Annotated in this window: 23 protein-coding genes; 16 read left to right on the plus strand and 7 right to left on the minus strand. The window is 69.2% G+C overall.

Features of this window, described 5'->3' with window-relative positions; translation table 11 throughout:
- Both ACFOPI_RS18195 and ACFOPI_RS18200 read right to left on the minus strand, forming a co-directional pair.
- Nucleotides 1-984, minus strand: a complete 984-nt coding sequence (locus tag ACFOPI_RS18195) for a Bug family tripartite tricarboxylate transporter substrate binding protein (RefSeq protein ID WP_382176917.1) — start codon at nt 982-984, stop codon at nt 1-3.
- Between the two features lie 35 nt (nt 985-1019).
- Entirely contained in the window at nt 1020-2429 is a 1410-nt protein-coding gene (locus ACFOPI_RS18200; protein ID WP_382176919.1) for a M20 family metallopeptidase, read from the minus strand.
- A gap of 93 nt (nt 2430-2522) precedes the next feature.
- Between ACFOPI_RS18200 and ACFOPI_RS18205 the strand changes: the two genes are divergently transcribed.
- Nucleotides 2523-3503 carry a LysR family transcriptional regulator gene (locus ACFOPI_RS18205; RefSeq protein WP_382176922.1) on the plus strand — a complete coding sequence of 327 codons (981 nt, stop codon included), beginning with the start codon at nt 2523-2525 and terminating at the stop codon, nt 3501-3503.
- On the opposite strand, the gene trmB is transcribed toward ACFOPI_RS18205, so the two are convergent.
- On the minus strand, nt 3457-4200 hold the full coding sequence (gene trmB, locus ACFOPI_RS18210; RefSeq protein WP_382176925.1) for a tRNA (guanosine(46)-N7)-methyltransferase TrmB: 744 nt from the start codon (nt 4198-4200) through the stop codon (nt 3457-3459). The genes ACFOPI_RS18205 and trmB overlap by 47 nt on opposite strands.
- A 175-nt stretch (nt 4201-4375) precedes the next feature.
- On the opposite strand from trmB, the gene ACFOPI_RS18215 reads away from it, so the two are divergent.
- Nucleotides 4376-5533, plus strand: coding sequence for an ABC transporter substrate-binding protein (locus ACFOPI_RS18215; protein WP_382176928.1), 1158 nt, complete (start codon nt 4376-4378; stop codon nt 5531-5533).
- A gap of 7 nt (nt 5534-5540) precedes the next feature.
- On the opposite strand, the gene gluQRS is transcribed toward ACFOPI_RS18215, so the two are convergent.
- The 3 genes from gluQRS to ACFOPI_RS18230 all read right to left on the minus strand — a co-directional run bounded on the left by gluQRS (nt 5541) and on the right by ACFOPI_RS18230 (nt 8678).
- Nucleotides 5541-6461 carry a tRNA glutamyl-Q(34) synthetase GluQRS gene (gene gluQRS / locus ACFOPI_RS18220; RefSeq protein ID WP_382176931.1) on the minus strand — a complete coding sequence of 307 codons (921 nt, stop codon included), beginning with the start codon at nt 6459-6461 and terminating at the stop codon, nt 5541-5543.
- Nucleotides 6462-6540: 79 nt separating this feature from the next.
- On the minus strand, nt 6541-7659 hold the full coding sequence (locus ACFOPI_RS18225; RefSeq protein WP_382176934.1) for an NAD(P)/FAD-dependent oxidoreductase: 1119 nt from the start codon (nt 7657-7659) through the stop codon (nt 6541-6543).
- Between the two features lie 68 nt (nt 7660-7727).
- On the minus strand, nt 7728-8678 hold the full coding sequence (locus tag ACFOPI_RS18230; protein WP_382176936.1) for a LysR family transcriptional regulator: 951 nt from the start codon (nt 8676-8678) through the stop codon (nt 7728-7730).
- A 147-nt stretch (nt 8679-8825) separates the two neighbouring features.
- On the opposite strand from ACFOPI_RS18230, the gene ACFOPI_RS18235 reads away from it, so the two are divergent.
- From ACFOPI_RS18235 to ACFOPI_RS18245, 3 genes are all read left to right on the plus strand, one after another.
- Nucleotides 8826-9527 carry a pirin family protein gene (locus ACFOPI_RS18235; RefSeq protein ID WP_382176939.1) on the plus strand — a complete coding sequence of 234 codons (702 nt, stop codon included), beginning with the start codon at nt 8826-8828 and terminating at the stop codon, nt 9525-9527.
- Nucleotides 9528-9597: 70 nt separating this feature from the next.
- Nucleotides 9598-10152 (plus strand): flavodoxin family protein, encoded by a 555-nt coding sequence (locus ACFOPI_RS18240; RefSeq protein WP_382176942.1) that lies wholly within the window; start codon nt 9598-9600, stop codon nt 10150-10152.
- A gap of 52 nt (nt 10153-10204) precedes the next feature.
- Entirely contained in the window at nt 10205-10900 is a 696-nt protein-coding gene (locus ACFOPI_RS18245; RefSeq protein ID WP_382176945.1) for a DUF599 domain-containing protein, read from the plus strand.
- Here the strand turns inward: ACFOPI_RS18245 and ACFOPI_RS18250 are convergent.
- A complete protein-coding gene (locus ACFOPI_RS18250) occupies nt 10890-11585 on the minus strand; it encodes a phosphatase PAP2 family protein (RefSeq protein WP_382176948.1) in 696 nt (231 codons plus the stop codon). The two genes, ACFOPI_RS18245 and ACFOPI_RS18250, sit on opposite strands and share 11 nt — an antisense overlap.
- Before the next feature lie 168 nt (nt 11586-11753).
- On the opposite strand from ACFOPI_RS18250, the gene ACFOPI_RS18255 reads away from it, so the two are divergent.
- The 11 genes from ACFOPI_RS18255 to ACFOPI_RS18305 are packed head-to-tail and all read left to right on the plus strand — an operon-like array spanning nt 11754 to nt 21185.
- Nucleotides 11754-11999: a phosphopantetheine-binding protein gene (locus tag ACFOPI_RS18255; RefSeq protein ID WP_066158342.1), complete on the plus strand. Its 246-nt coding sequence runs from the start codon at nt 11754-11756 to the stop codon at nt 11997-11999.
- Nucleotides 11996-13249, plus strand: a complete 1254-nt coding sequence (locus ACFOPI_RS18260) for a beta-ketoacyl-[acyl-carrier-protein] synthase family protein (RefSeq protein WP_382176951.1) — start codon at nt 11996-11998, stop codon at nt 13247-13249. Before ACFOPI_RS18255 ends, ACFOPI_RS18260 begins: the two co-directional genes overlap by 4 nt.
- Before the next feature lie 16 nt (nt 13250-13265).
- Nucleotides 13266-13547 (plus strand): phosphopantetheine-binding protein, encoded by a 282-nt coding sequence (locus ACFOPI_RS18265; RefSeq protein ID WP_382176953.1) that lies wholly within the window; start codon nt 13266-13268, stop codon nt 13545-13547.
- Nucleotides 13544-14896: an AMP-binding protein gene (locus ACFOPI_RS18270; protein ID WP_382176956.1), complete on the plus strand. Its 1353-nt coding sequence runs from the start codon at nt 13544-13546 to the stop codon at nt 14894-14896. Before ACFOPI_RS18265 ends, ACFOPI_RS18270 begins: the two co-directional genes overlap by 4 nt.
- On the plus strand, nt 14883-15188 hold the full coding sequence (locus ACFOPI_RS18275) for a 3-hydroxyacyl-ACP dehydratase FabZ family protein (RefSeq protein ID WP_382176959.1): 306 nt from the start codon (nt 14883-14885) through the stop codon (nt 15186-15188). The genes ACFOPI_RS18270 and ACFOPI_RS18275 overlap by 14 nt, the downstream gene beginning before the upstream one ends.
- Complete coding sequence (locus ACFOPI_RS18280; protein WP_382176961.1) at nt 15185-16105, plus strand: LpxL/LpxP family acyltransferase; 921 nt, start codon at nt 15185-15187, stop codon at nt 16103-16105. The genes ACFOPI_RS18275 and ACFOPI_RS18280 overlap by 4 nt, the downstream gene beginning before the upstream one ends.
- On the plus strand, nt 16102-16671 hold the full coding sequence (locus ACFOPI_RS18285) for an outer membrane lipoprotein carrier protein LolA (protein ID WP_382176964.1): 570 nt from the start codon (nt 16102-16104) through the stop codon (nt 16669-16671). The genes ACFOPI_RS18280 and ACFOPI_RS18285 overlap by 4 nt, the downstream gene beginning before the upstream one ends.
- Nucleotides 16668-19031, plus strand: coding sequence for an MMPL family transporter (locus ACFOPI_RS18290; protein WP_382176967.1), 2364 nt, complete (start codon nt 16668-16670; stop codon nt 19029-19031). Before ACFOPI_RS18285 ends, ACFOPI_RS18290 begins: the two co-directional genes overlap by 4 nt.
- The gene (locus ACFOPI_RS18295) at nt 19028-19669 is read left to right on the plus strand and encodes a hypothetical protein (protein ID WP_382176970.1); all 642 of its coding nucleotides are present in this window, start codon (nt 19028-19030) and stop codon (nt 19667-19669) included. Before ACFOPI_RS18290 ends, ACFOPI_RS18295 begins: the two co-directional genes overlap by 4 nt.
- Nucleotides 19666-20466 carry a polysaccharide deacetylase family protein gene (locus ACFOPI_RS18300; RefSeq protein WP_382176972.1) on the plus strand — a complete coding sequence of 267 codons (801 nt, stop codon included), beginning with the start codon at nt 19666-19668 and terminating at the stop codon, nt 20464-20466. The genes ACFOPI_RS18295 and ACFOPI_RS18300 overlap by 4 nt, the downstream gene beginning before the upstream one ends.
- Nucleotides 20463-21185 (plus strand): SAM-dependent methyltransferase, encoded by a 723-nt coding sequence (locus ACFOPI_RS18305; RefSeq protein WP_382176975.1) that lies wholly within the window; start codon nt 20463-20465, stop codon nt 21183-21185. The genes ACFOPI_RS18300 and ACFOPI_RS18305 overlap by 4 nt, the downstream gene beginning before the upstream one ends.
- Nucleotides 21186-21198 lie beyond the last annotated feature (13 nt).

Below are 21198 nucleotides of genomic sequence, written 5' to 3' on the forward strand. Positions count from 1 at the left end.
TCAGCTCTGGGGAATTCCCGAGCGCGCGACCGCCGCGCGGTAGCGCGTCACTTCCCGGTCCATCATGGCCTTCAGGCCGGCGGGTGCGAGCCAGTCGCCGTCCATGGACTGCTGCGACAGCTTCTGCCGGAAGTCGGCGTCGGCCGCGATGGTGGCCAAAGTCTTTTCCAGCCGTGTCGCCACCGCGGGTTCCAAACCAGCCGGGGCGGCCAGCGCATACCAGGCGTCGAACAGCGCGTAGCCCAGACCCAGTTCGCCGAGCGAAGGCACCTGCGGCATCAGCGGCGTACGTCTTTCGCTGATCACCGCCAGCGCACGCAGCTTGCCCTGGTCGATCTGGCCCTTGGCCGAGGCCAGTGTGTCCACCCCCATTTGCACGTCGCCGCGCAGGATGCCCACGAGCGCGTCGGCGCTGCCCTTGTAGGGCACGGCCGTCATCCGGGCGCTGCGCGTGTAGGCCAGCATCTCGCCGACCAGGTGCGGCCCGGTGCCGACGCCGAAGGTGGCGTAGTTCAGCTCGCCCGGCCGATCCTTCGCGGCCGCCAGCAGTTGGGGCAGGTCGGCGTACGGCCCATTGGCGGCGGTCACCACCACCAGCGGCGCTCGGGCCACCAGGCCCAGCGGCTGCAGCTGCTTGAACGGGTCGTAGCTGAGGTTGCGACGCACGGCCGGGTTGACGGTGAAGGTGGTCGAGCCGGAGAACAGCAGGGTGTGGCCGTCGGCCGCCGCGCCGGCCACGGCCGCAGCACCGATGGCGGTGCCCGCACCGGGCCGGTTGTCAACCACCACGCTCTGGCCCAGGGCCTGGCCCAGCCGCTCGGCCAGCAGACGGGCGACGATGTCGGTGCCGCCGCCGGCAGGGAAGGGCACGATGAGCTTGATGGCCCGCGAAGGCCAGGCCTGCGCGAATGCCGTGGGGAAGGCAAAGCTGCTGGCGGCGGCTGCAGCAGCCAGCAGGGCGGTGCGGCGGGTGGGGTGCGACATGGCGGACTCCGTGGGTTGGTTTTGAAGAGGGATGATCAGGGGCGCGCGAACCAGGGCGCGCCGGGCTCGCCCAGGGCCCAGTACAGGTCGCCCATCAGGTGCAGTCCTTCGCGGGCGACGCTGGCGAGCATGTGCTCGTCGGGCGCGTGCTGGGCGCAGGCCGGGTGCGAGTGCGGCACCCAGAGGGTGGGCAGGCCCAGGGTGTGGGCGAAGAGGTGGTTGGGCAGGGTGCCCGCCAGGTTGGGCAGCACAGCCACCGGCTGGCCGGCGCTGCGCGAGAGCGTCTGCCGCGCCCAGCCGACCCAGGGGTGGTCCAGCGGCAGCCGGGTGGCGGGTGCGGACGCGTCGATGCGGACCTCGACATCGGCGAAGCCCGCGGCATCCAGGTGCCGGCGGAGGATGGCAGCCAGGTCCTCCCAGGGGGTGCCGACCACGAAACGCAGCTGTCCGGCCAGGGTGGCTGACGCCGGAATGGCGTTGACTGGTCGCTGGGGTGCACCGGCGCCGAAGGCCAGGACCTCCAGTGTGTTCCAGGCCACCAGGCGCTCGATGGCGCTCAGGCCGGGCTCGCCCCAGCCGGGTGTGGGCACCGGGTCGTCGGGTGCGCCCCCTACCGGCACGCCGTCCAGCGTGGCGCGTATGTCGGCCGGCACGCCGTCGGGGCGCAGCTCGGGCACGCGAATGCGGCCCCCCGCGTCGACCAGGCAGGCCCAGGCGTGGGCCAGCACCGTGGCCGGGTTGGACAGCACGCCACCCCAGTTGCCGGAATGGGCGCCGCGTTCGCGCGCCTGAAGGCTGAGCGTGAAGTTGACGGCGCCGCGCGAGCCGAGGAACAGGGTGGGGCGGTCGGCCGCGACGCGCGGGCCGTCGCAGGCCAGGAACAGGTCGGCCGTGAGCAACGCACGCTGCTGCTCGCAGAACGCAGCCAGGCCGGGCGAGCCAGCCTCTTCGCCGGTCTCCATCAGCACCGTCACGTTGTAGCCCAGCCGCCCGCTGCGGGCGCGCAGCGTGTGCAGCAGGGCTGCGAGGTTGACCGTGTGCTGCCCTTTGTTGTCGGCGGTGCCGCGGCCGTACCAGCGACCGTCTTCATCGCTGAGCCGCCAGGGCGAACGGCCGGCGGACCAGCGCCCGTCCTGTCCGCTGACCACGTCGCCATGGCCGTAGGTCAGCACTGTGGGCAGGGCCGGGTCTTCGATGCGCCGGGCCACGAGAAGCGGGCCGCCGCGCGGATCGGGGTTGGGGAAGGTGGTGCACCCGAAGCCGGCCGGGCGCAGGCTGGCGGCAATTTCTGCCTCCAGGTATTCACCCAGCGCCAGAGGCGGCGTGCCGCCGGTGTCGCTCTCGGTGGCCAGGGCCACGCGGCGGCCCAGTTCGGCGAGAAAGCGTCCCGAATCGAGGTGCTCGTCGAGCGATCGGTGGAGCGCATCCAGGGCAGAGGTTGTCATGCCAAAAAGTGTATTGATCAGGTTCTGCGTTCACAATGACAGAATTCAGATCGCAGCTTTCACCCAAAAGCAACGCAGCGCGTTGACACCTTCATGAGCAGTCCGTTTCTCTCCACCATGGCGCGCCATTTCCTTGCGGTGGCCGAGGCTCGTTCCATCACCGACGCCAGCCAGGCGCTGCATGTGGCGCCTTCGGCGGTGAGCCGGCAGGTGGCCTTGATGGAGGCGGCCATGGGCTGTGCGCTGTTCCTGCGGCAGGCGCGGGGCATGGCGCCGAACGAGGCGGGCGAGCGCCTGCTGGCTTGGCTGACGGCGGTGCAGCGCGAATCGGAAGAAGTGCAGCGCCAGGTGCTGGGCCTGGGGCCGGCGGCCGCGCAGCGCCTGCACCTGGCCTGTACCGAGGGCTTCACCACCGCCTTCATGCCGCAGCTCATGGGGCGCTTTCGCGACCAGTGGCCGGGTGCGCGGCTGTTCCTGCGCGTGGGCGATGCGCAGCAGGTGGACCAGTGGCTGCAGCGTGGTGAGGTGGAGGTGGGCCTGCGCTTCGCGACCCGGCCGGTGGAGGGCCTGCGCGTGGTGGCGAGCGCGCCGTCGCCCATCGTGGCGGTGTGCGCCGCCGGCCACCCGCTGGCTGGTCGTTCGACGCTGTCGGTGGCCGACTTGGTGGCGCAGCCGCTGGCACTGCCCGAAGGCAGCAGCACGGTGCGCCAGGTGCTCGACGGTGCTTGCGCGCTGGCGGGCACGCGCTACGAGGTGGCCTGCACCGGCAACCTGCCGTCGTTGATATCGTTGGTGGAGCAGGGCGGGCTGGTGATGCTGGGCAGTCGCATGAGCGTCATGCACGCGCTCGAACGCGGCTCGCTCGTGGCCCTGACGGTGGCGGCGCCTGCATTCGAGCAGCGGCGGGTGCAGTTGCTGGTAGGAGACGGGCGCGCACCCGGCGGGGTTGCACAGGCGTTTCTGGACCTCGCGGCTGTTGCCCTGGCCGGATACGGCGACGGGGCGGGAGGTGTCGCGCCGGGTCGGCTCAGGCCCGCCGGAACACCAGGTCCCAGACGCCGTGGCCGAGCTTGAGGCCGCGGTTTTCGAACTTGGTCAGCGGGCGGTAGTCGGGCTTGGGCACGTAGCCGTCGCTGCCCGCTGCCGCGGTGTTCTGCAGCAGCGGTTCGGCACTGAGCACCGCCAGCATCTGCTCGGCGTAGGGCTGCCAGTCGGTGGCCAGGTGCAGGTAGCCGCCGGGCCTGAGGTGGCGTGCTAGCCGGTTCACGAATGGCCCCTGGATCAGGCGGCGCTTGTGGTGGCGGCTCTTGTGCCAGGGGTCGGGGAAGAAGATGTGCACGCCGTCCAGGCTCTGCTCGGGCAGCATGTGGTCCAGCACCTCGACCGCGTCGTGGCGGAAGATGCGGATGTTCTCGATGCCCTGTTCGCCGCAGAGCTTGAGCAGGGCGCCCACGCCGGGCTCGTGCACCTCGCAGCACAGGAAGTTGTCGCCCGGTCGCACCTGGGCGATCTGCGCCGTGGCGCCGCCCATGCCGAAACCGATTTCCATGATCAGCGGTGCGGAACGACCGAACGCCGCCACCGTGTCCAGCGGGCTGGAGGCGTCGTAGCTGAGCAGGAAGCGCGGGCCGAACTGCTCGTAGGCGCGCTGCTGTCCCGGGCCCACACGGCCTGTGCGCAGCACGTAGCTCTTGACCACGCGCATGAAGGGCTTGGACGGGTTGCCCGGCTGGGCGGCATCGGGGGTGTGGGAGGTGGAATCGTCGGACATGTGGGGCTACCGCAGGCCTTGGATCGCCCGGGGCCCGTGATTGTAGGTGCGGGGCTGTACTGAAAAAGCATGTGCCTGGCTGCTGCACGCGATAGGCGGTCCCATCGAGCGTGCGAAAGTTGCTTCACAAGGTGTGGGGCATGGGTAGCATTCGCGGCATCTTCGTTGGAAATTCATGACACACCACTCCACGTCCATCCGTCGCGGCCTGACCCGCCGCGCTTTTGCCAGCGGCATCGCCGGTGCCGCCGCCCTCGCGGTGCCTGCGCTGCGGGCGCAATCGTCCAACCGCATCGTGCTGGGCCAGTCGGCCGCTTTCACCGGCGCGGCCGCCCAGCTGGGCATCCAGTTCCATGCGGGTGCCAAGCTGTTCTTCGACCAGTACAACGCCCAGGGCTCGGGCAGGGCCCGGATCGAGATCGAGCAGATGGACGACGGCTACGAGCCGGACCGCTGCGCCGAGAACACCCAGAAGCTGCTGGACAAGGACGTGTTCGCGCTGTTCGGCTACATCGGCACGCCCACCAGCGTGGCGGCGCTGCCGCTGGCGACCAAGGCCGACATGCCCTTCATCGCCCCGTTCACCGGCGCCATGTCGCTGCGCCAGCCTTTCAACCGCCTGGCATTTCACCTGCGGGCCTCGTACAACGACGAGACCGAGCTGATTGTCAGGAACCTGGTCAACCTCGGGCTGACCCGGGTCGCGGTGTTCCACCAGAACGACGCCTATGGCAAGGCCGGGCTGGACGGTACGGTGCTGGCGCTGGCCAGCCGCGGGCTCAAGCCGGTGGCGACCGGCACGGTCGAACGCAACAGCGTGGACGTGGCGGCGGCGGTGGCCACCATCAACGCAGCCAACCCGCAGGCCGTGGTGCAGATCAGCGCCTACAAGTCCTGCGCTGCGTACATCCGTGCGGCCCGCAAGGCCGGCTTCGGCGGCAGCTTCTACAACGTGTCCTTCGTGGGCACGCAGGCCCTGGCCGACGAGCTCGGCAAGGATGGGGCCGGCGTGGTGGTGTCGCAGGTGGTACCCAACCCGTTCAGTACCGCCAAACCCATCACCCGCGAGTTCCGCGATGCCATTGCCCAGGGCGGCAACAAGGTACAGGCCAACTTCTCCAGTCTGGAAGGCTACCTCGCCGCCAGGCTGGTGACCGAGGGCCTGCGGCGCGCGGGCGGCCGCCCTGGCCGCGACGGCCTGATCAGCGGGCTGGAGGCGATTGGCGACACCTCGTTCGAGGGCTTCTCGATCTCCCTCGGCCCGAAGGACCACGTCGCGTCGTCGTTTGTCGAGCTTTCGATGCTGACCGGCGACGGCAAGGTTCGGACCTGATCCCGCGTCAGCCGCCGGTCGGTCTGCGCCAAGGCCAGGCGCGGGCCCAGAGCGCCAGCGCCTCGTGCAGCGGGCCGGCCGCTGCCGGCAGGCCCAGCACCGCGGCCGCCGTCTGAAGCGCCGCGAGTGGATCGCCCAGATCCAGCGCCTGCGCCCCGTTCTGCTTGCTCAGCTTTTCTCCGTGTGTGTCCCGCACCAGGGGCGTGTGCAGGTACGACGGTGTGGGCAGGCCAAGGGCCTGCTGCAGGAGGATCTGGCGCGGGGTGTTGTCGGCCAGGTCTTCACCGCGCACCACGTGGGTGATGCCCTGTGCGGCGTCGTCGACCACAACCGCCAATTGGTAGGCCCAGAGGCCATCGGCTCGGAGCAGCACGAAGTCGCCCACTTCAGCCGCCACGTCCTGCTGCTGGGGTCCGAGGCGGCGGTCCTGCCACTTCAGCGTCCCGGACGCGACGTTCAGCCGCCAGGCACGGGCCTCACGGCCATGCAAACCGCCGCGTTCGGGCCGGCAGGTGCCGGGGTAGACCGCGGCGTGATGGCGTTCGCGGTGGCGACCGGCGGCGAGCAGGGCTGCTTCGATGTCCTTACGGGAGCAGGCACAGGGGTAGGCATCACCCTGCGCGATCAACCGGTCCAGCGCCGCCTGGTAGTGAGTGCCGCGCGTGGACTGCCAGCACACGGGCTCGTCGGGCACCAGGCCGCAGGTGGCCAGTTGTTCAAGGATGCGCTGGTCGGCCCCGGGCACACAGCGGGGCGTGTCCACGTCTTCGATGCGCACCAGCCATGTGCCGTCGTGCGCCCGCGCATCGAGCCAGCTGGCCAGCGCTGCGACCAAGGAGCCCGCGTGCAGCGGGCCGGTGGGTGAAGGAGCAAACCTGCCCCTGTAGGAAGTGGCTGCCAATGCGTTTCTCCGGAGCGCGTGACCCATAGAGCACCCGCCGCGGAACCGGCTTCGCCGGGCCGCTGGCGGGATCCCCCAGAGGGAAGACGCGAAGCGGCGCGGGGGGCTACACCACGGCCAGCGCCAGTTCGAGCCCGGACACGAAAGCGTCCTCGACCCGGTGACCCAGGCACCAGTCGCCGCACAGGCCGATACCCAGTGCCGGATCGAACAGGTGGGAGCGACCCAGCGGGGTCTGCGTCTGCGCGTAGCGCCAGCGGTGCACGACCGCATGGGGTGGCGCGGCGCGGATGCCCGTGATCTCGGCGAAGCCCTTGAGCAGCTTGGCCTTGACGCGCTCGGCATCGTCTTCCAGATGCTTGTAGGACCAGGCTGGGCTGGCCTGGACGGTCCAGCGCTCGATGCGCTCGCGCCCGGGCTTGCTGTTCTCGCGCGCCAGCCAGCTGATGCGGTGGTGGGTGCTGCGCGCGGCGTTCCACTGCGGCCCCAGGTGTGCCAGGCCCGGCTGCATCGCGTTGGGGAAGGCCACCATCAGCGTCCAGCAGGGCGCCACCTGCACCTCGGTGAGTGACCGGCGCAGGTCGGGGGCCAGACCGGAGGACTGCAGCAGGTCGTGCGCCTGCATGTGCGGCACGGCCAGCAGCACGCGGTCGAAGCCGCCGATCACCATCTGGCCACCATCGGCGTCTTCGGCCCGCAGCTGCCACTGCTCGGGGTGCAGCGCATCGCGTTCGATGTGGTGCACGCGGGTGCCGGTGAAGGTGCGGGCCGGGAGGTGCCCGTGCAGCTCGGGTTGGGCCAGTGGCTGGGCCCAGTGGTTCACCAGGCCGCTCATGCCCGGCACGGCGACGAAGTGGGGTTCGGTGGGCGGCGGGGCGCTGGCCAGCACATGGCCGAAGGCGTCGAGCACGCGCACCGTGCTCACGCTCCAAGGGCGCACCTGGGCCTGCGCGGTCAGCAGCACCCGGGCAAAGCGGCTGTCCCGCACGGTGAAGTACTGCGCGCCATGGTCGAAGCCGCCGAACTCGGTGCGGCGGGTTGACATGCGGCCGCCAAAGCCGCGGCTCTTTTCGAACACCGAGACGCGGTGGCCCGCCTGCAGCAGTGTTCGCGCGCAGGCCACGCCAGCCATACCCGCCCCGATCACCGCAAAGTGCAGCGGCTCGGTCACCTTGGGAGCTTTAGCAGAGGTTTTGCGTGTGCTGGGAGCCTTCTTGTTGTTCATGGTGTGGCGCTTGGGGTTGGGATGAGAGCACTGTAGCAGTGCAAATGCGGTTGCAGGCTTGCGGCGCCTCAACCAACGTGGTGGTTTTCCAGTAGGGCGGTGCGGGTGGTCGGGTGCTGCAACTGGTCGAGCCACCAGCGCAGGGCCTGGCCGGTGTCGGCAGCGGAGCGCGGGCGGCGCCAGGCGTAGGCCAGGCGGAGCGTGTGGTTGGGACGTTGCGCCATGGTCTTGACCACCAGCAGCCCGGCGGTGATGTAGGGCTGTGCGAGCGGCTGGGGCAGGAAACCGCCGCCCATGCCGCGCAGCTGCGCCTCCAGCTTGTGCCGCATGGTGGGCACCGTGAGCACCTCTTGGCCAGGCAGCAGGTTGTAGGTCTGGCCCGAGCCGCGAACGGAGCTGTCGGCCACGGCCACCGCGCGGTGGTGGCGCAGGTCGTCGTCGCACAGCGGGTGCTCCACGGCGGCCAGCGGGTGGTGCGGCGCCACGGCGTACACGAACCGCAGCGACCCCAGCGGGGCGGTCTGGATCTCGGGCAGCGAGATGTCGGCGAACACCCCCAGCGCCAGATCGGCCTGGCCGCTTTGCAGGGCCTCCGTGGTGCCCGAGAGCGTTTCGGCTCGCAGCTTCAACCGCGTGGGCGCACCGGTGGCGTAGAAGGCCTCGCACAGTTCGAACTGTGTGGCGTGCGAAATGATGGCGTCGGCGGCGATGGTGAGCTGGGGTTCCCAACCGGTGGCCACACGTTTGACCCGCTGGGCCACCGCATCGAGCTCGTCCAGCAGGTACTGGCCCGAGCGCAGCAGTTCGGCACCGGCGGGGGTGAGCTGAGCGCGGCGCGCGCTGCGGTCGAACAGCAGCACGTCCAGCGCGTCTTCGATCTGCCGCACCCGGTAGGTCAGGGCGCTGGGCACCATGCCCAGCTCGCGGGCCGCTGCGGCCATGCTGCCCAGCCGCGCGACCGCTTCAAGCAGGCCCAGGTTTTCCGGAGAGAGGGCAGAGCGGGGGGCGGTGGAGGCCATGAAATCACCATCTTAAAAGTGGTTATGGAGGCATTTTCATTCAATTGGATTGAATGGTGCCATCAATTGCCTGAGTCCCGCAGGGCGGGTGCAGTGCCCACAATGACTTCCATGCCGGCCGTCTGCCGGCGCAAGCAGGAGACCCAAATGATGAAGATCCGCCGCTCCCAGGACCGTGGTTATGCCGACCACGGCTGGCTCAAGAGCCACCACTCCTTTTCGTTCGCGGGCTACCACGACCCGGCCTGGATGGGCTGGGGCAACCTGCGCGTGATCAACGAAGACCGCATCGCCCCGGGCACCGGTTTCGGCACGCATGGTCACCGCGACATGGAAATCATCAGCTACGTGCTGCAGGGCAACCTGGCCCACAAGGACAGCATGGGCAACGTCAAGGGCATCCCGCCGGGTGAGGTGCAGCGCATGAGCGCCGGCACCGGCGTGATGCACAGCGAGTTCAACCACGCGCCGAACAGCGTGACGCATTTCCTGCAGATCTGGATCGAACCGTCCAAGCGCGGCATTGAGCCCGGCTACGAGCAAAAGGCCTTCGACCCGGCGGAGAAGACCGGCCGGCTGCGCCTGGTGGCCTCGCCCGATGGTGCGCAGGGTTCGGTCACCATCCATGCCGACGCCTCGCTGCACGCCGGACTGTTCGACGGTGAGCAGCGCGCCGAGCTGGCCATCGACCCCGCGCGCAAGGCCTATGTGCACCTGGTCCGCGGCGCGCTCGATGTCAACGGCCAGCGCCTTCAGGGTGGCGACGCCGCGCTGCTGGCGCAGGAGGATCGCATCGTGCTCGAACACGGGGAGAACGCCGAGGTGCTGGTGTTCGAACTGTCCCAGTGAGCGGGGGCTTGGCGGCCTTCGTCTCTTTCTCTCCATCCCGCGCCCCGGCGCATTGACTCAGGAGTCACCAATGGCAAAAGTTGTTGTGGTTTATCACTCGGGTTACGGTCACACCCAGCGCATGGCGCAGTCGGTGGCCCAGGGCGCTGACGCAGAGCTGCTGGCGATTGACGCCGACGGCAACCTGCCCGAGGGCGGTTGGGAGACGCTGGAGGCGGCCGACGCCATCATCTTCGGCTCGCCGACCTACATGGGCTCGGTGAGCTGGCAGTTCAAGAAGTTCGCCGACGCCTCCAGCAAGCCCTGGTTTGCCCAGAAATGGAAAGACAAGGTGGCCGCAGGCTTCACCAACAGCGCCGGCATGAACGGCGACAAGCTGCAGACACTCAACACGCTCTTCACCCTGGCCATGCAGCACGGGATGATCTGGGTCAGCCAGGGCCTGATGCCCAGCAACACCAAAGGCGCGCAGCGCAACGATGTGAACTACCTGGTCAGCTACAGCGGTGCCATCGCCCAGTCGCCGTCCGATGCCGGCGCAGGCGACATGCTGCCGGGCGATCTCGAAACCGCCCGTCTGTTCGGTGAGCGGGTGGCGTCCGTGGCCGCGAAATTCAAGGGCTGATGCCGGGCCGGTGCCCGTGTCTTTGGCCGGGATGGCGCTTACCATCCCTGCCATGAAGATCTTCTCCATCCTCCCCTGGGCAGACTGGCTGGCGCTGGTCTGCTTTTTTGCTCTGTGGGTGGGCTACGCCTGGTTCGCCAAGGTGCTCGGGCAGCGCCGGTCCTCGCTGCTGATCACCACCAACCGCTACCGGGGCTACTGGATGAAGCAGGCGGCGATGCGCGACCCGCGCATGCTCGACGGCCTGATCACCCAGACGCTGTCCAACACGCCGGCGTTCTTCTCGTCCACGTCCATCCTGGTCATCGGTGGCCTGTTTGCCCTGCTGGGCACCACCGACAAGGCGACCGAGCTGATGAGCGAGATCCCCTTCGCCCAGGCGACCCCGCTGATCGTCTTCGAGTTCAAGATCCTCGTGCTGGTGAGCATCTTTGTTTACGCCTTCTTCCGCTTTTCCTGGTGCATGCGGCAGTACACGTTCGTCGCGCTGGTGATCGGGGCCATGCCGCCGCCGTCCGACTTCAAGTCCGGCAAGTTCGACGCCCTGGAGTACGCCGACCGGGCTGCGGCGATGGTCGGTGCGGCCGCCGAAACATTCAACGACGGCCTGCGCGCCTACTACTTCTCGTTCGCGGCGCTGGCCTGGTTCATCTCGCCATTGGCGATGGTGCTGGGCACCGGGGCGGTGGTGGCCATTCTTTACAGCCGCGAGTTCCACTCCGAAGTGCTCAAGGTCCTCAGGGACTGAGGGGGCGTGGGGTCGTGTCCCGGATGTGGGCCAGGGACGCGGCTGAAAACAGCAGCCCCAGCACGGCGCCGCCCAGCACGTCCAGTGCCACATGCTGCAGGGTGGCCATAGTCGACCAGGCGATGGCCACGCAATGCAGGGCGGACAGCCACAGCACCCAGACCGGCGTCCGGAGCTGGCTCAGGATGCGGTGCAACCAGCACGCGCTGAACACTGCCGACGCCACATGCAGCGACGGACAGGCATTGCCGGCGGCGTCCACACCCTTGATCAGCGCCAGACCCGGGTACTGCGCCCAGTCGACGTTGAACACTGGCGTCTGCGTCGGCCAGAGCCAGAAGATGGCCAGACCGCTCAGGCACAGCGCCCCCACCCAGACACCAAACCAGACCAGCGCCCTCAGGTTGCCGATCAGGGCCGGTGCGAGCGACACATAGACCCACAACGAGAGGTAGACCGGAAAGGCCGAGGGCGTGAACTGCACCCAGTGGTCCAGCCAGATTTCAGGCATGACCGTCGGATTCGCCTGCGGGTTCTCCAGCAGCGCGAAGTAGGCGCGGAAGAACAGGAACATGAAGGCGCTGGTGCCGATGGCCTTGAGCCAGGTCTGAAAGCAGATGCGTTGCCATACCCGTGACCACCAGCCCTCGGCGGCCGGTGGCAGGGTCTCCATCGAGGGGATCATGTCAGGGCGAGGGGACCGGGTCCCCGGAAGTGCGGGCTGTACAATCGAAAGCTTCCAAAAATGAGACGTTCGGCGGTCTGCGCCGGGCTTCGTGCTGGCCCTGCGGCTCCTTCGGGGTCTGCGTCCGGCGCCGGTGTCAGGCCACTGGCCAGCCATGAAATGTATGTCATGCAATCGACCGAACTGATCCGTCAATTCCTTCACGAGCGACTGGGTGCCGATCCGCAACTGGTCGTCCATGAGGCGCGCCTGGCGGACATCGGTGTGGACTCGCTGATGCTGGCCGAATTGATGTTCGAGGCGGAGGACCGCCTGGGCATCTCGATCGATTCCAATGTGCCGCCCCCCAAGACGGTGGGCGACATGGTGACCCTGATCGATTCGCTGCAGGCTGCCAAGACCGGCCGACCATGACCCGCCGCCGAGTCGCCATCACGGGCCTTGGCATGGTCAGCCCGTACGGAGACGGCGTCGATGCCTTCTTCGCCCACCTGCTCGCAGGCCGTTCGGCCGTGCGCCTGCTGCGGACCGAGGACAAGCCCCGTCCTCTGAACATGCCCTTTGTCACCTGCAGCGACTTCGATGCGGGCGCCGCCCTGGGCAAGCCCCTGGCCGGCATGATGGAACGGTTTGCCCACCTCGGCGTGGCCTCCGCCTTCGACGCCTGGCGGGATGCCGGTCTGGAGCGCCAGGCCGCCGATCCGGCCGAACGCGAGAACTGGGCCTGCATCTGGGGCACCGCCCTCGGCGGCATCCTGGCCTTCGAGAAGGGCTACCGCGATCTGTGGCAGAACGGGCGCGAGCGCCTGTCGCCCCTGTCGGTGGTCATGGGCATGAACAACGCCGTCAACGCCCACCTGTCGATCCAGCTCGGTCTGGGCGGTGTCAGCACAAGTCACACGGCCGCCTGTGCGTCCTCCACCGTGGCGATCGGCGAGGCCTTCCGCCGCGTGCGCGACGGCGAGGCGTCCGTGGCCATTACCGGTGGTTCCGATGCCACCCAGGCCTACGGCGTGGCCAAGGCCTGGGAGGCCATGCGCCTGGTGGCGCCGGGCACCGAAGAAACCGCCTTCCAGGCCTGCCGGCCTTTCTCGGCCGACCGCGCCGGTCTGGTGCTGGGCGAGGGCGGCGTCGCCATGGTGCTGGAGGACTGGGACCATGCGGTGGCCCGGGGCGCCCGCATCCACGCCGAGATCGTCGGTTACGGCTCCAGCTGCGACCGCAGCCACCTGGTGCGCCCAGAGGCCGATGGCCAGGCGCGGGCCCTGCGCGCGGCGCTGGCCGACGGCGGGCTCGGGGTGGAAGAGGTCGGTTATGTCAACGCCCATGGCACCGCGACGGTCGAGGGCGATCCGGTTGAAATCACGGCCCTGCGCCAGGTGTTCGGCGACCGGGCCCCGCGCCTGGCGGTCAGTGCCACCAAGTCCATGCACGGCCACCTGATGGGCGCTGCTGGCGCCATTGAGGCCCTGGCCACCGTGCTGGCGCTGCGCGAAGGAGCGATTCCCCCGACGGCCCACCTCCAGGGGCGGCTGGATCCAGCCTGCGAAGGGGTGGACCACGTGTTCGAAGGGCGCGAAGGCGTGCCGCTCAGGGCCGCGCTGTCCAACTCCTTTGCCTTCGGCGGCAGCAACGCCGTGCTGGCGTTCCGCGCCGCACCCTGATTCACCGAGACCGACCATGTCCCAAGCCCCACAAACTCCCCTGAACGACCTCATGGCCGAGGTCGCCGCCTTGATCGTCGAGGCGCTCAACCTCGACGTGAAGCCCGAAGACATCCAGCCCGACGATCCGCTCTACGGCGAAGGCCTGGGGCTGGACTCCATCGACATGCTGGAGATCTCGCTGGTCATTTCCAAGCAGTACGGCTTCCAGCTCAAGTCGGACAACGAGAACAACGTCAAGATCTTCGCCTCGCTGCGCTCCCTCTCGGAACACATCGCGAGCCAGCGCACCAAGTGAAGCCGATCACCGGTCACGGGCTGGACGATGTCCTGGCCTGGCGTCCTTCCGGTCCGGTCCTGGTGCGCGAGTTCCTTGCCGATGCCCAGGCGGTGGCTGCCCTGCTGCCGGCTGGCACCGGGGTGCTCAACCTCTGCGAAGACCGTTACCACTTTGCGGTGCTGTTCGCGGCCTGCCTGCTGACGGACAAGGTCAGCCTGCAGCCCTCATCCCATTCGGCCGAGACGCTGCAGCGCCTGGCGCAGGAACATCCTGGCTGTTTTGCCGTGGTCGACGGGCCGTTTGACGTGGCGGGGCTGCCCAGCTTCCCATTTCCAGATCTCGCGGCCTTGACCCGGGCGCCTGTGGACCGCGTCCCTGACATCCACGAGGGCCGTGTGGTCGCCATCCTGTTCACCTCCGGGTCCACCGGTCTGCCGCAGCCGCACGCCAAGACCTGGGGTCGCCTGGTGCAGAACGGCCTCGCTGAAGCGGTGGCGCTCGGGCTGGACCGCACGCCGCACGTGCTGGTCGGCACGGTGCCGGTGCAGCACAGCTATGGCTTCGAGTCGACCTTCCTGCTGGCGCTGCACGGTGGGTGCAGCTTCTGGAGCGGCAAGCCGTTCTTTCCGCAGGACGTGGTCGACGCGCTGGCTGCCGTGCCGCAGCCGCGCATGCTGGTGACCACCCCCTACCACCTGGGCACCCTGCTGGCCTCCGGTCTGGAATGGCCGGTGCTGGACATCTGCCTGTCGGCGACCGCGCCGCTGGGTACGGAACTGGCGGCCCGTGTCGAATCCCACAGCGGCGCCCCGGTGCACGAGATCTACGGATCGACCGAGACGGGGCAGCTGGCCACCCGCCGCACCACCGACGGCGCCGCCTGGCAGCTGCTGCCTGGGGTGCGGCTGGTGCAGGACGCGGACACCACCAGCGCCTGCGACGGCCATGTCGAAGGTGTGGTGCCGCTGTCGGACATCATCGAGCTGCAAGACGGGGGGCGCTTCCTCTTGCACGGGCGCCACGCCGACCTGGTCAACATCGCGGGCAAGCGCAGCTCGTTGGCCTACCTCAACCACCAGCTGTGCGCCACCGATGGGGTGCAGGAGGGGGCCTTCTTCCTGCCCGATGAGGCCGATCAGTCCGCCGACGGCATCACCCGGCTCACCGCCTTTGTTGTCGCGCCCGGTGTGCCGGCGAGGACCTTGCAGGCGGCGCTGCGCCAGCGCATCGACCGGGTCTTCCTGCCGCGCCCGCTGGTGTTCGTCGATGCCCTGCCGCGCAACAGCACCGGCAAGCTCATGCGCTCGACGCTGCAGGCGCTGTACCGCGAGCATGTGGGTCCCGGGAACCACCATGACCCTGATTGAGCAGACTTGGCGCGTGCCCGCCGACCACCCGGCGTTCGCGGGGCATTTCCCCGGCCATCCCATCGTGCCGGGGGTGGTGTTGCTCGACCGCGTGGTGCAGATGGCCCAGCAGCTGCGGGGTGGTTCGTCGGAGGGCTGGCAGGTCACGCAGGTGAAGTTCCTCAGCCCCTGTGGTCCGGACGATGAGCTGTTCTTCTCGCTGCGAGACGGTGTGCGGGGCGGCGTGGTGTTTTCGGTGCACTGTGGCGACCGCGAGGTGGCGTCCGGCGGTCTGTTGCCACCTGCGCCATGAGCCTTCCCGACCCCACGGACAGCGCCCAGCCCGAGTGGATGCGGCGCCAGGAGCGCAGCAACCTGGCGATCCTGCGCCTGATGGTCTGGATTTCGCTGACCTTCGGCCGGGGCATGGGCCGCATCGTGTTGCATGGCGTGGCGGCGTACTTCGTGCTGTTCGCGCCGGCCGCGCGCCGTGCCAGCCGGGCCTACCTGCGCCGGGTGCTGGGCCGCTGGGCGCTCTGGCGCGACGGCTTCCGGCACGTCTTCAGCTTCGCCAGCACCATCCATGACCGCATCTACCTGCTCAACGACCGTTTCGACGTGTTCGACATCCAGGTCCATGGTGGCGAGGCGCTGATCGAGTCGGTGCGCAGCCAGCCCGGGGCATTGCTGGTTGGGGCCCACCTGGGCAGCTTCGAGGTGCTGCGCGCCATGGGGCGGGGCAAGGAGGGGCTCAAGGTCGCGATGATGATGTACGAGGCAAACGCCCGCAAGATCAACGCCACGCTGGCCGCGATCAACCCCCGGGCGATGCAAGATATCATTTCCCTGGGGCAGATGGAGTCGATGCTGGAGGCGCGCGACAAGCTTGACCAGGGCTATCTGGTGGGCATGCTGGCCGACCGTTCGCTGGGCGATGACGCCACGCACGAGGTGGAGTTCCTGGGGTCCCCTGCCGCATTCCCGCTGGGGCCCTGGCGCATGGCGGCGATGCTCCGCCGGCCGGTGTTCCTGATGGCCGGCCTCTATCTGGGTGGCAACCGCTACGAACTGCATTTCGTGGAACTGGCCGACTTCTCCAAGGTCGAGCGCAGTGGCCGCGACGCCGCGATCCGCGAAGCCGTGCAGCGCTACGCCGACAGCCTGGCCGATCTGTGCCGCAAGGCCCCCTACAACTGGTTCAACTTCTTCGATTTCTGGCAGAAAAAATGATCCGACGTTTTGTGCTGGCCCTGCTGGGTCTTGGCCTCTGGACCAGTGCCCAGGCCGCCTTCGACATCGACCAGCTGATGAGCGATCTGGCGACACAAAAGGGCGGCCGCGCACGTTTTGTAGAGACGCGCCACGTGGCGCTGCTGGACAAGCCGGTGCGGGCCAGCGGCGAGATGGTGTTCAGCCCGCCGGACCGGCTGGAGAAGCGCACCCTGCTGCCCAAACCCGAAACCATGGTGCTGGACAAGGACACGCTGAGCCTGGAGCGCGACAAGCGCAAGTTCACCATCCACCTGGCCAACCGCCCGGAGGCGCAGGCCTTTGTCGAGAGCATCCGCAGCACCCTCGCGGGCAACCGCAAGGCGCTGGAGCAGGACTACGCGCTCGCGCTGGAAGGTGAGAGCCAGCGCTGGGTGCTGACCCTCGTGCCCAGGGACGAGACCATCCTGGCACTGCTCAAGCGCATCACGGTCAGCGGCAGCAAGAACCAGGTGCGGCACATCGAGTATCTGCAGGCCGACGGCGACCGATCGGAAATCAGCATCGACCCGATCGAGGCCCCGTGAAGTCCGCGGCGGTCCGAGTCTTCCTGGTCTGGCTGGCGCTGATGCTGGCCGGTGTGGCCGTGGTCTGGAACAGCCGGTTCACGGCCGACATGTCGTTCTTCCTGCCGTCCAGCCCCAGTGCCGAGCAGCGTGCCCTGGTGGAGCAGTTGCAGGATGGCTCGGTCTCGCGCCTGCTGATGGTGGCGGTCGAGGGTGGCGACGAGAAGCAGAGGGCGGAGGTGTCGCGGGCGTTGCGCCAGGCCCTGGCGGCCGACCCGGACTTTCTCTCGGTCCAGAACGGTGAGGCCGGCGGTCTGGAGGGCGAGCGCGACCGCCTGCTGGCGCACCGCTACGCCCTCAGCCCGTCCGTCGCGCCCGAGCGTTTCACCGAAGAAGGCCTGCGATCCGCGGTGACCGACACCATCGACCTGCTGTCCTCACCCGCGGGCATGCTGCTCAAGCCCTACCTGGCGCGCGACCCGACCGGCGAGGTGCTGTCCATCCTGGGGCAGCTCAACCCCGGCGCACAGCCCCAGATGCGCGCGGGCGTCTGGGCCTCGCGCGACGGCGAGCGCGCCATGCTGCTGCTGCAGACGCGGGTGCTGGGCTCGGACACCGACGGCCAGGCGCTGGCCATCGACAAGGTGCATACCGCCTTCGAGCAGGCGCGCGCGTCGACCGGCCACACTGCGCTGACGATGGTCCTGTCCGGCCCGGGCCAGTTCGCGGTACAGGCGCGCGAAACCATCAAGAGCGAGGCCAAACGCCTCTCGCTGATGAGCTCGATCGCGATCTGGCTGGTGCTGTTCTGGGTCTACCGCTCGTTCAAGCTGCTGGCGCTGGGTCTGATCCCGGTGCTCAGCGGCACGCTGGCCGGCATCGCGATGGTCAGCCTGGTGCACGGCACGGTGTTCGGGGTCACGGTGGGCTTCGGTTCGGCGCTGATCGGCGAGGCGGTGGACTACGCCATCTACTACTTCGTGCAGGCCGGCCACCAGGGCGTGGACCAGTGGCGCCGGGTGTTCTGGCCGACCATCCGGCTCGGCGTGATGACCACGGCCATCGGCTTCGGGGCTCTGCTGTTTTCCGGTTTTCCGGGCCTGGCCCAGTTGGGGCTGTACGCGCTGTCGGGCGTGGTCACCGCGGCACTGGTCACGCGCTTCGTGCTGCCTTCGCTGACCGGGCCTGGCCTGCGCGTGCCGGCCCACGAGGTCTGGGTGCGTCGCTGGATGGCGCTGCTGGCGCAGGCGCATCGCCTGCGCTGGGCGATGGTGGGTCTGGCGGTGGCCGTGGCGGCCTACCTCTGGGTGCAGCGCGACACGCTCTGGAGCGCCAACCTGTCCGCACTGTCCTCGGTGACAGCCGAAGAGGCGAATGCCGACGCGCGCATGCGCGCGGACCTGGCGGCGCCCGATGCGCGCTACCTGGTGACGGTCAGCGCCGACAGCCAGGAAGCGGCCCTGCAGGCGGCCGAGAAGGCCGGCCAACGGCTGGACGTGCTGGTGGAGCAGGGCGTCATCGGCGGTTACGACTCGCCCGCCCGATTCCTGCCCAGCGCACAGCTGCAGCAGCAGCGACTGTCCAGCCTGCCGTCGGCCGAGGTGCTGCGCGAGCGCCTGCAGCGGGCGCTGGTGGATGCCCCGCTGTCCGCGGCGCGGCTCGAACCCTTCATCGGCGACGCGGAAGCGGCGCGCGCCGCCGGGCCAATGACCCGTGCCGACCTGGACGGCAGTGCCCTGGCCCTCGCGGTGGACTCCCTGCTGATCCACGGCAAGGACGGGCACTGGACGGTGATGCTGCCGCTGCGCCCGGCGCCCGGCGTTCCTGACGCCGCGATTCCGGTCCAGCCGGTGGAGCAGGCGCTGGCTGGCAGTGGCGCCTTGTTCGTCGACCTCAAGACCGAGTTTGAGGGGCTGTACGCCACCTATGTCGAGGAGGCGGTCGAGCTCTCACTGCTGGGCGTACTGGCGATCGCGCTGCTGCTCCTGGTGTCACTGCGCTCGGTGACCCGGCTGGCGCGGGTGATGTTCACGCTGGCGCTCACCGTGGGGCTGGTGATGGTGATGCTGAACCTGGCCGGTGTGCGGCTGCACCTGCTGCACCTGGTGGGCCTGCTGCTGATCTTTGCGGTTGGCTCCAACTACGCGCTGTTCCTCGATCATCCGGGTGACGGGCAACCGCTCGACCCCGCCACCCTGCTGTCGATGGGGGTGGCGGTGCTGACCACCGTGATCGGTTTCGGCACGCTCGCCAGTTCCAGCGTGCCGGTGCTGCAGGCGGTGGGCATCACCGTGGGCCCGGGTGCGCTGCTGGCGCTGGTGCTGTCGGCCGTGCTGGTGTACCCGAAGCCTGCTCACGCGCCGAGCGGGGCCGCGCCGTGAACCCGACCGAGCGCCTGCTGCAGGGCGCCGACAGCCTGCTGCTGATGTTGCCCGGGGCGCTGATGACGCCGCAGCACATGGTGCAGGCCGGTCTGTTCAACGAGCTGGCGAAGCGCCGCCTGGCGCTGGACCTGGTGGCGCCCGACCTGCACGCCGAAGGGGCGGACAACCGCATCGCGCTGCGGCGGCTCGAAGACGAATGGCTGGCCCCGGCGCGCAGCCGCTACCGGCGCGTGTGGCTGGGAGGCATCTCCCGCGGCGGACAGCTGGCGCTGTCCTGCTGGGCGGGGCAGGTGGGCAAGGTCGACGGCCTGTGCCTGCTCGCGCCCTATTCGGGCGGGCGAATCACGACCAATGCCATCGTGCGCGCCGGTGGCCTGGCGCGCTGGGTGGCGACCGACGACCAGATGAGCGACCCGGACGTGCGCCTGTGGCACTGGCTGCAGTCGCCCCCGCCGGCCGTGCCGATGTTCATGGGCTATGGCGACCGGGACCGGTTTGCCGACGGCATGTCGCTGCTGGCACAACACCTGCCGCTGCCGCGCTGCGAGGTGCTGCCCGGTGACCACGACTGGTCTGCCTGGCTGCCACTGTGGCAACGCTTTCTGGACGCCGGGCATTTCGGTCCCCTCGCATGAGCAGATCCTGGTCGCCTTCCCCCTTTCTCAAGGCCTCGGCCGCGCTGCATGCCGGCGCGGTGGCCGGGGCGGTGGTCGACCCCTCGTCCTGGCCCTGGGTGCTGGGCGCCGTGGCGGCCAACCACGCGGTGATCACCACCGCCGGCCTGTTGCCGCGCACCACCCTGCTCGGTCCCAACCTCACCCGGCTGCCCGCCGCCGCCCAGGCGCGTGGCGAGGTCGCGCTGACCATCGACGACGGACCCGACCCGAAGGTCACGCCGCAGGTGCTGGACTTGCTGGATGCCACGGGAGCCAAGGCCAGCTTCTTCTGCATCGGCTGGCGGGCCCGGGTGCACCCGGCGCTGTGCCGCGAGATCGTGGCACGCGGCCACCGCGTGGAGAACCATGGCGATTCGCACTCCAACGCGTTCTCGCTGTTCGGTCCCGGCCGCATGCGCGCCGACATCGCTGCCGCCCAGGCCACACTGGCCGACATCACCGGCCAGGCACCGCTGTTCTTCCGGCCCACCGCCGGGCTGCGCAACCCGTTTCTGGACCCGGTGCTCGCGGCGCTGGACCTGCGGCTGGCGGCCTGGACACGGCGCCCCTACGACACGCGCGACGGCCGGCCGGAGCGGGTGCTGGCGCGGCTGACCCGCGGCCTGGGCGCCGGCGACATCCTGCTGATGCACGACGGCCACGCCGCGCTCACGCCCGATGGCCTGCCCGTCATCCTCTCGACCCTGCCGGTTCTCCTGCAGACCCTGAGGGCACAGCGGCTGCTGCCGGTGACCCTGCAACAATCCCTGCAATGAGCCAGACCTTCTTTCCTCTGCTGCTGGATGAGGCCACCAAGGGCTTCCGCTCGGGTGGGCCGTTCGCCCACCACTACGCGCGCGGCAAGCTGGGCACCGACCCGATCTTTCGCGAGATGCTGCGGCGCGGGCTGCTGCCCGCCGGTGGCCGCCTGCTGGACCTGGGCTGCGGGCAGGGCAGCCTCTTTGCGTGGCTGCTGGCGGCCCGCAGGCTCTACGAACAGGGCCAGTGGCACGCCGACTGGCCGGCGCCGCCCCGCTTCCGCAGCATGCGGGGCGTCGAGCTGATGCAGAACGACGTCGACCGGGCGGCCGACACCTTCGGGCGCGACCATCCCGTGGTGCGGGTGGAGCAGGGCGACATGAACCTGGTCGACTTCGGCCAGGCCGACGTGGTCACCATCCTCGACGCGCTGCACTATTTCGACCACGAGAACCAGAACCGCGTGCTGCGGCGCATCCACGCCGCGCTGCCCGAAGGCGGCCTGTTCCTGACCCGCATCGGCGACGCCAGCGCCGGCCTGCCGTTTCACATCTCCAACTGGGTCGACCACGTGGTCACCTTCGCCCGCGGCCACCGGCTGCCGCAGCTCTACTGCCGCTCCCTGGAGGACTGGACCGCGCTGCTGACAGGTATCGGCTTCGCTGTGCAGTCGGCGCCGATGAGCGAAGGTAAACCCTTTGCCAATGTGATGCTGGTCTGCCGCAAGCACGGCTGACGGCGGTTTTCCT

The sequence above is a fragment of the Hydrogenophaga luteola genome, assembly GCF_042648585.1.
GTDB classification, from domain to species: domain Bacteria; phylum Pseudomonadota; class Gammaproteobacteria; order Burkholderiales; family Burkholderiaceae_C; genus Hydrogenophaga; species Hydrogenophaga luteola.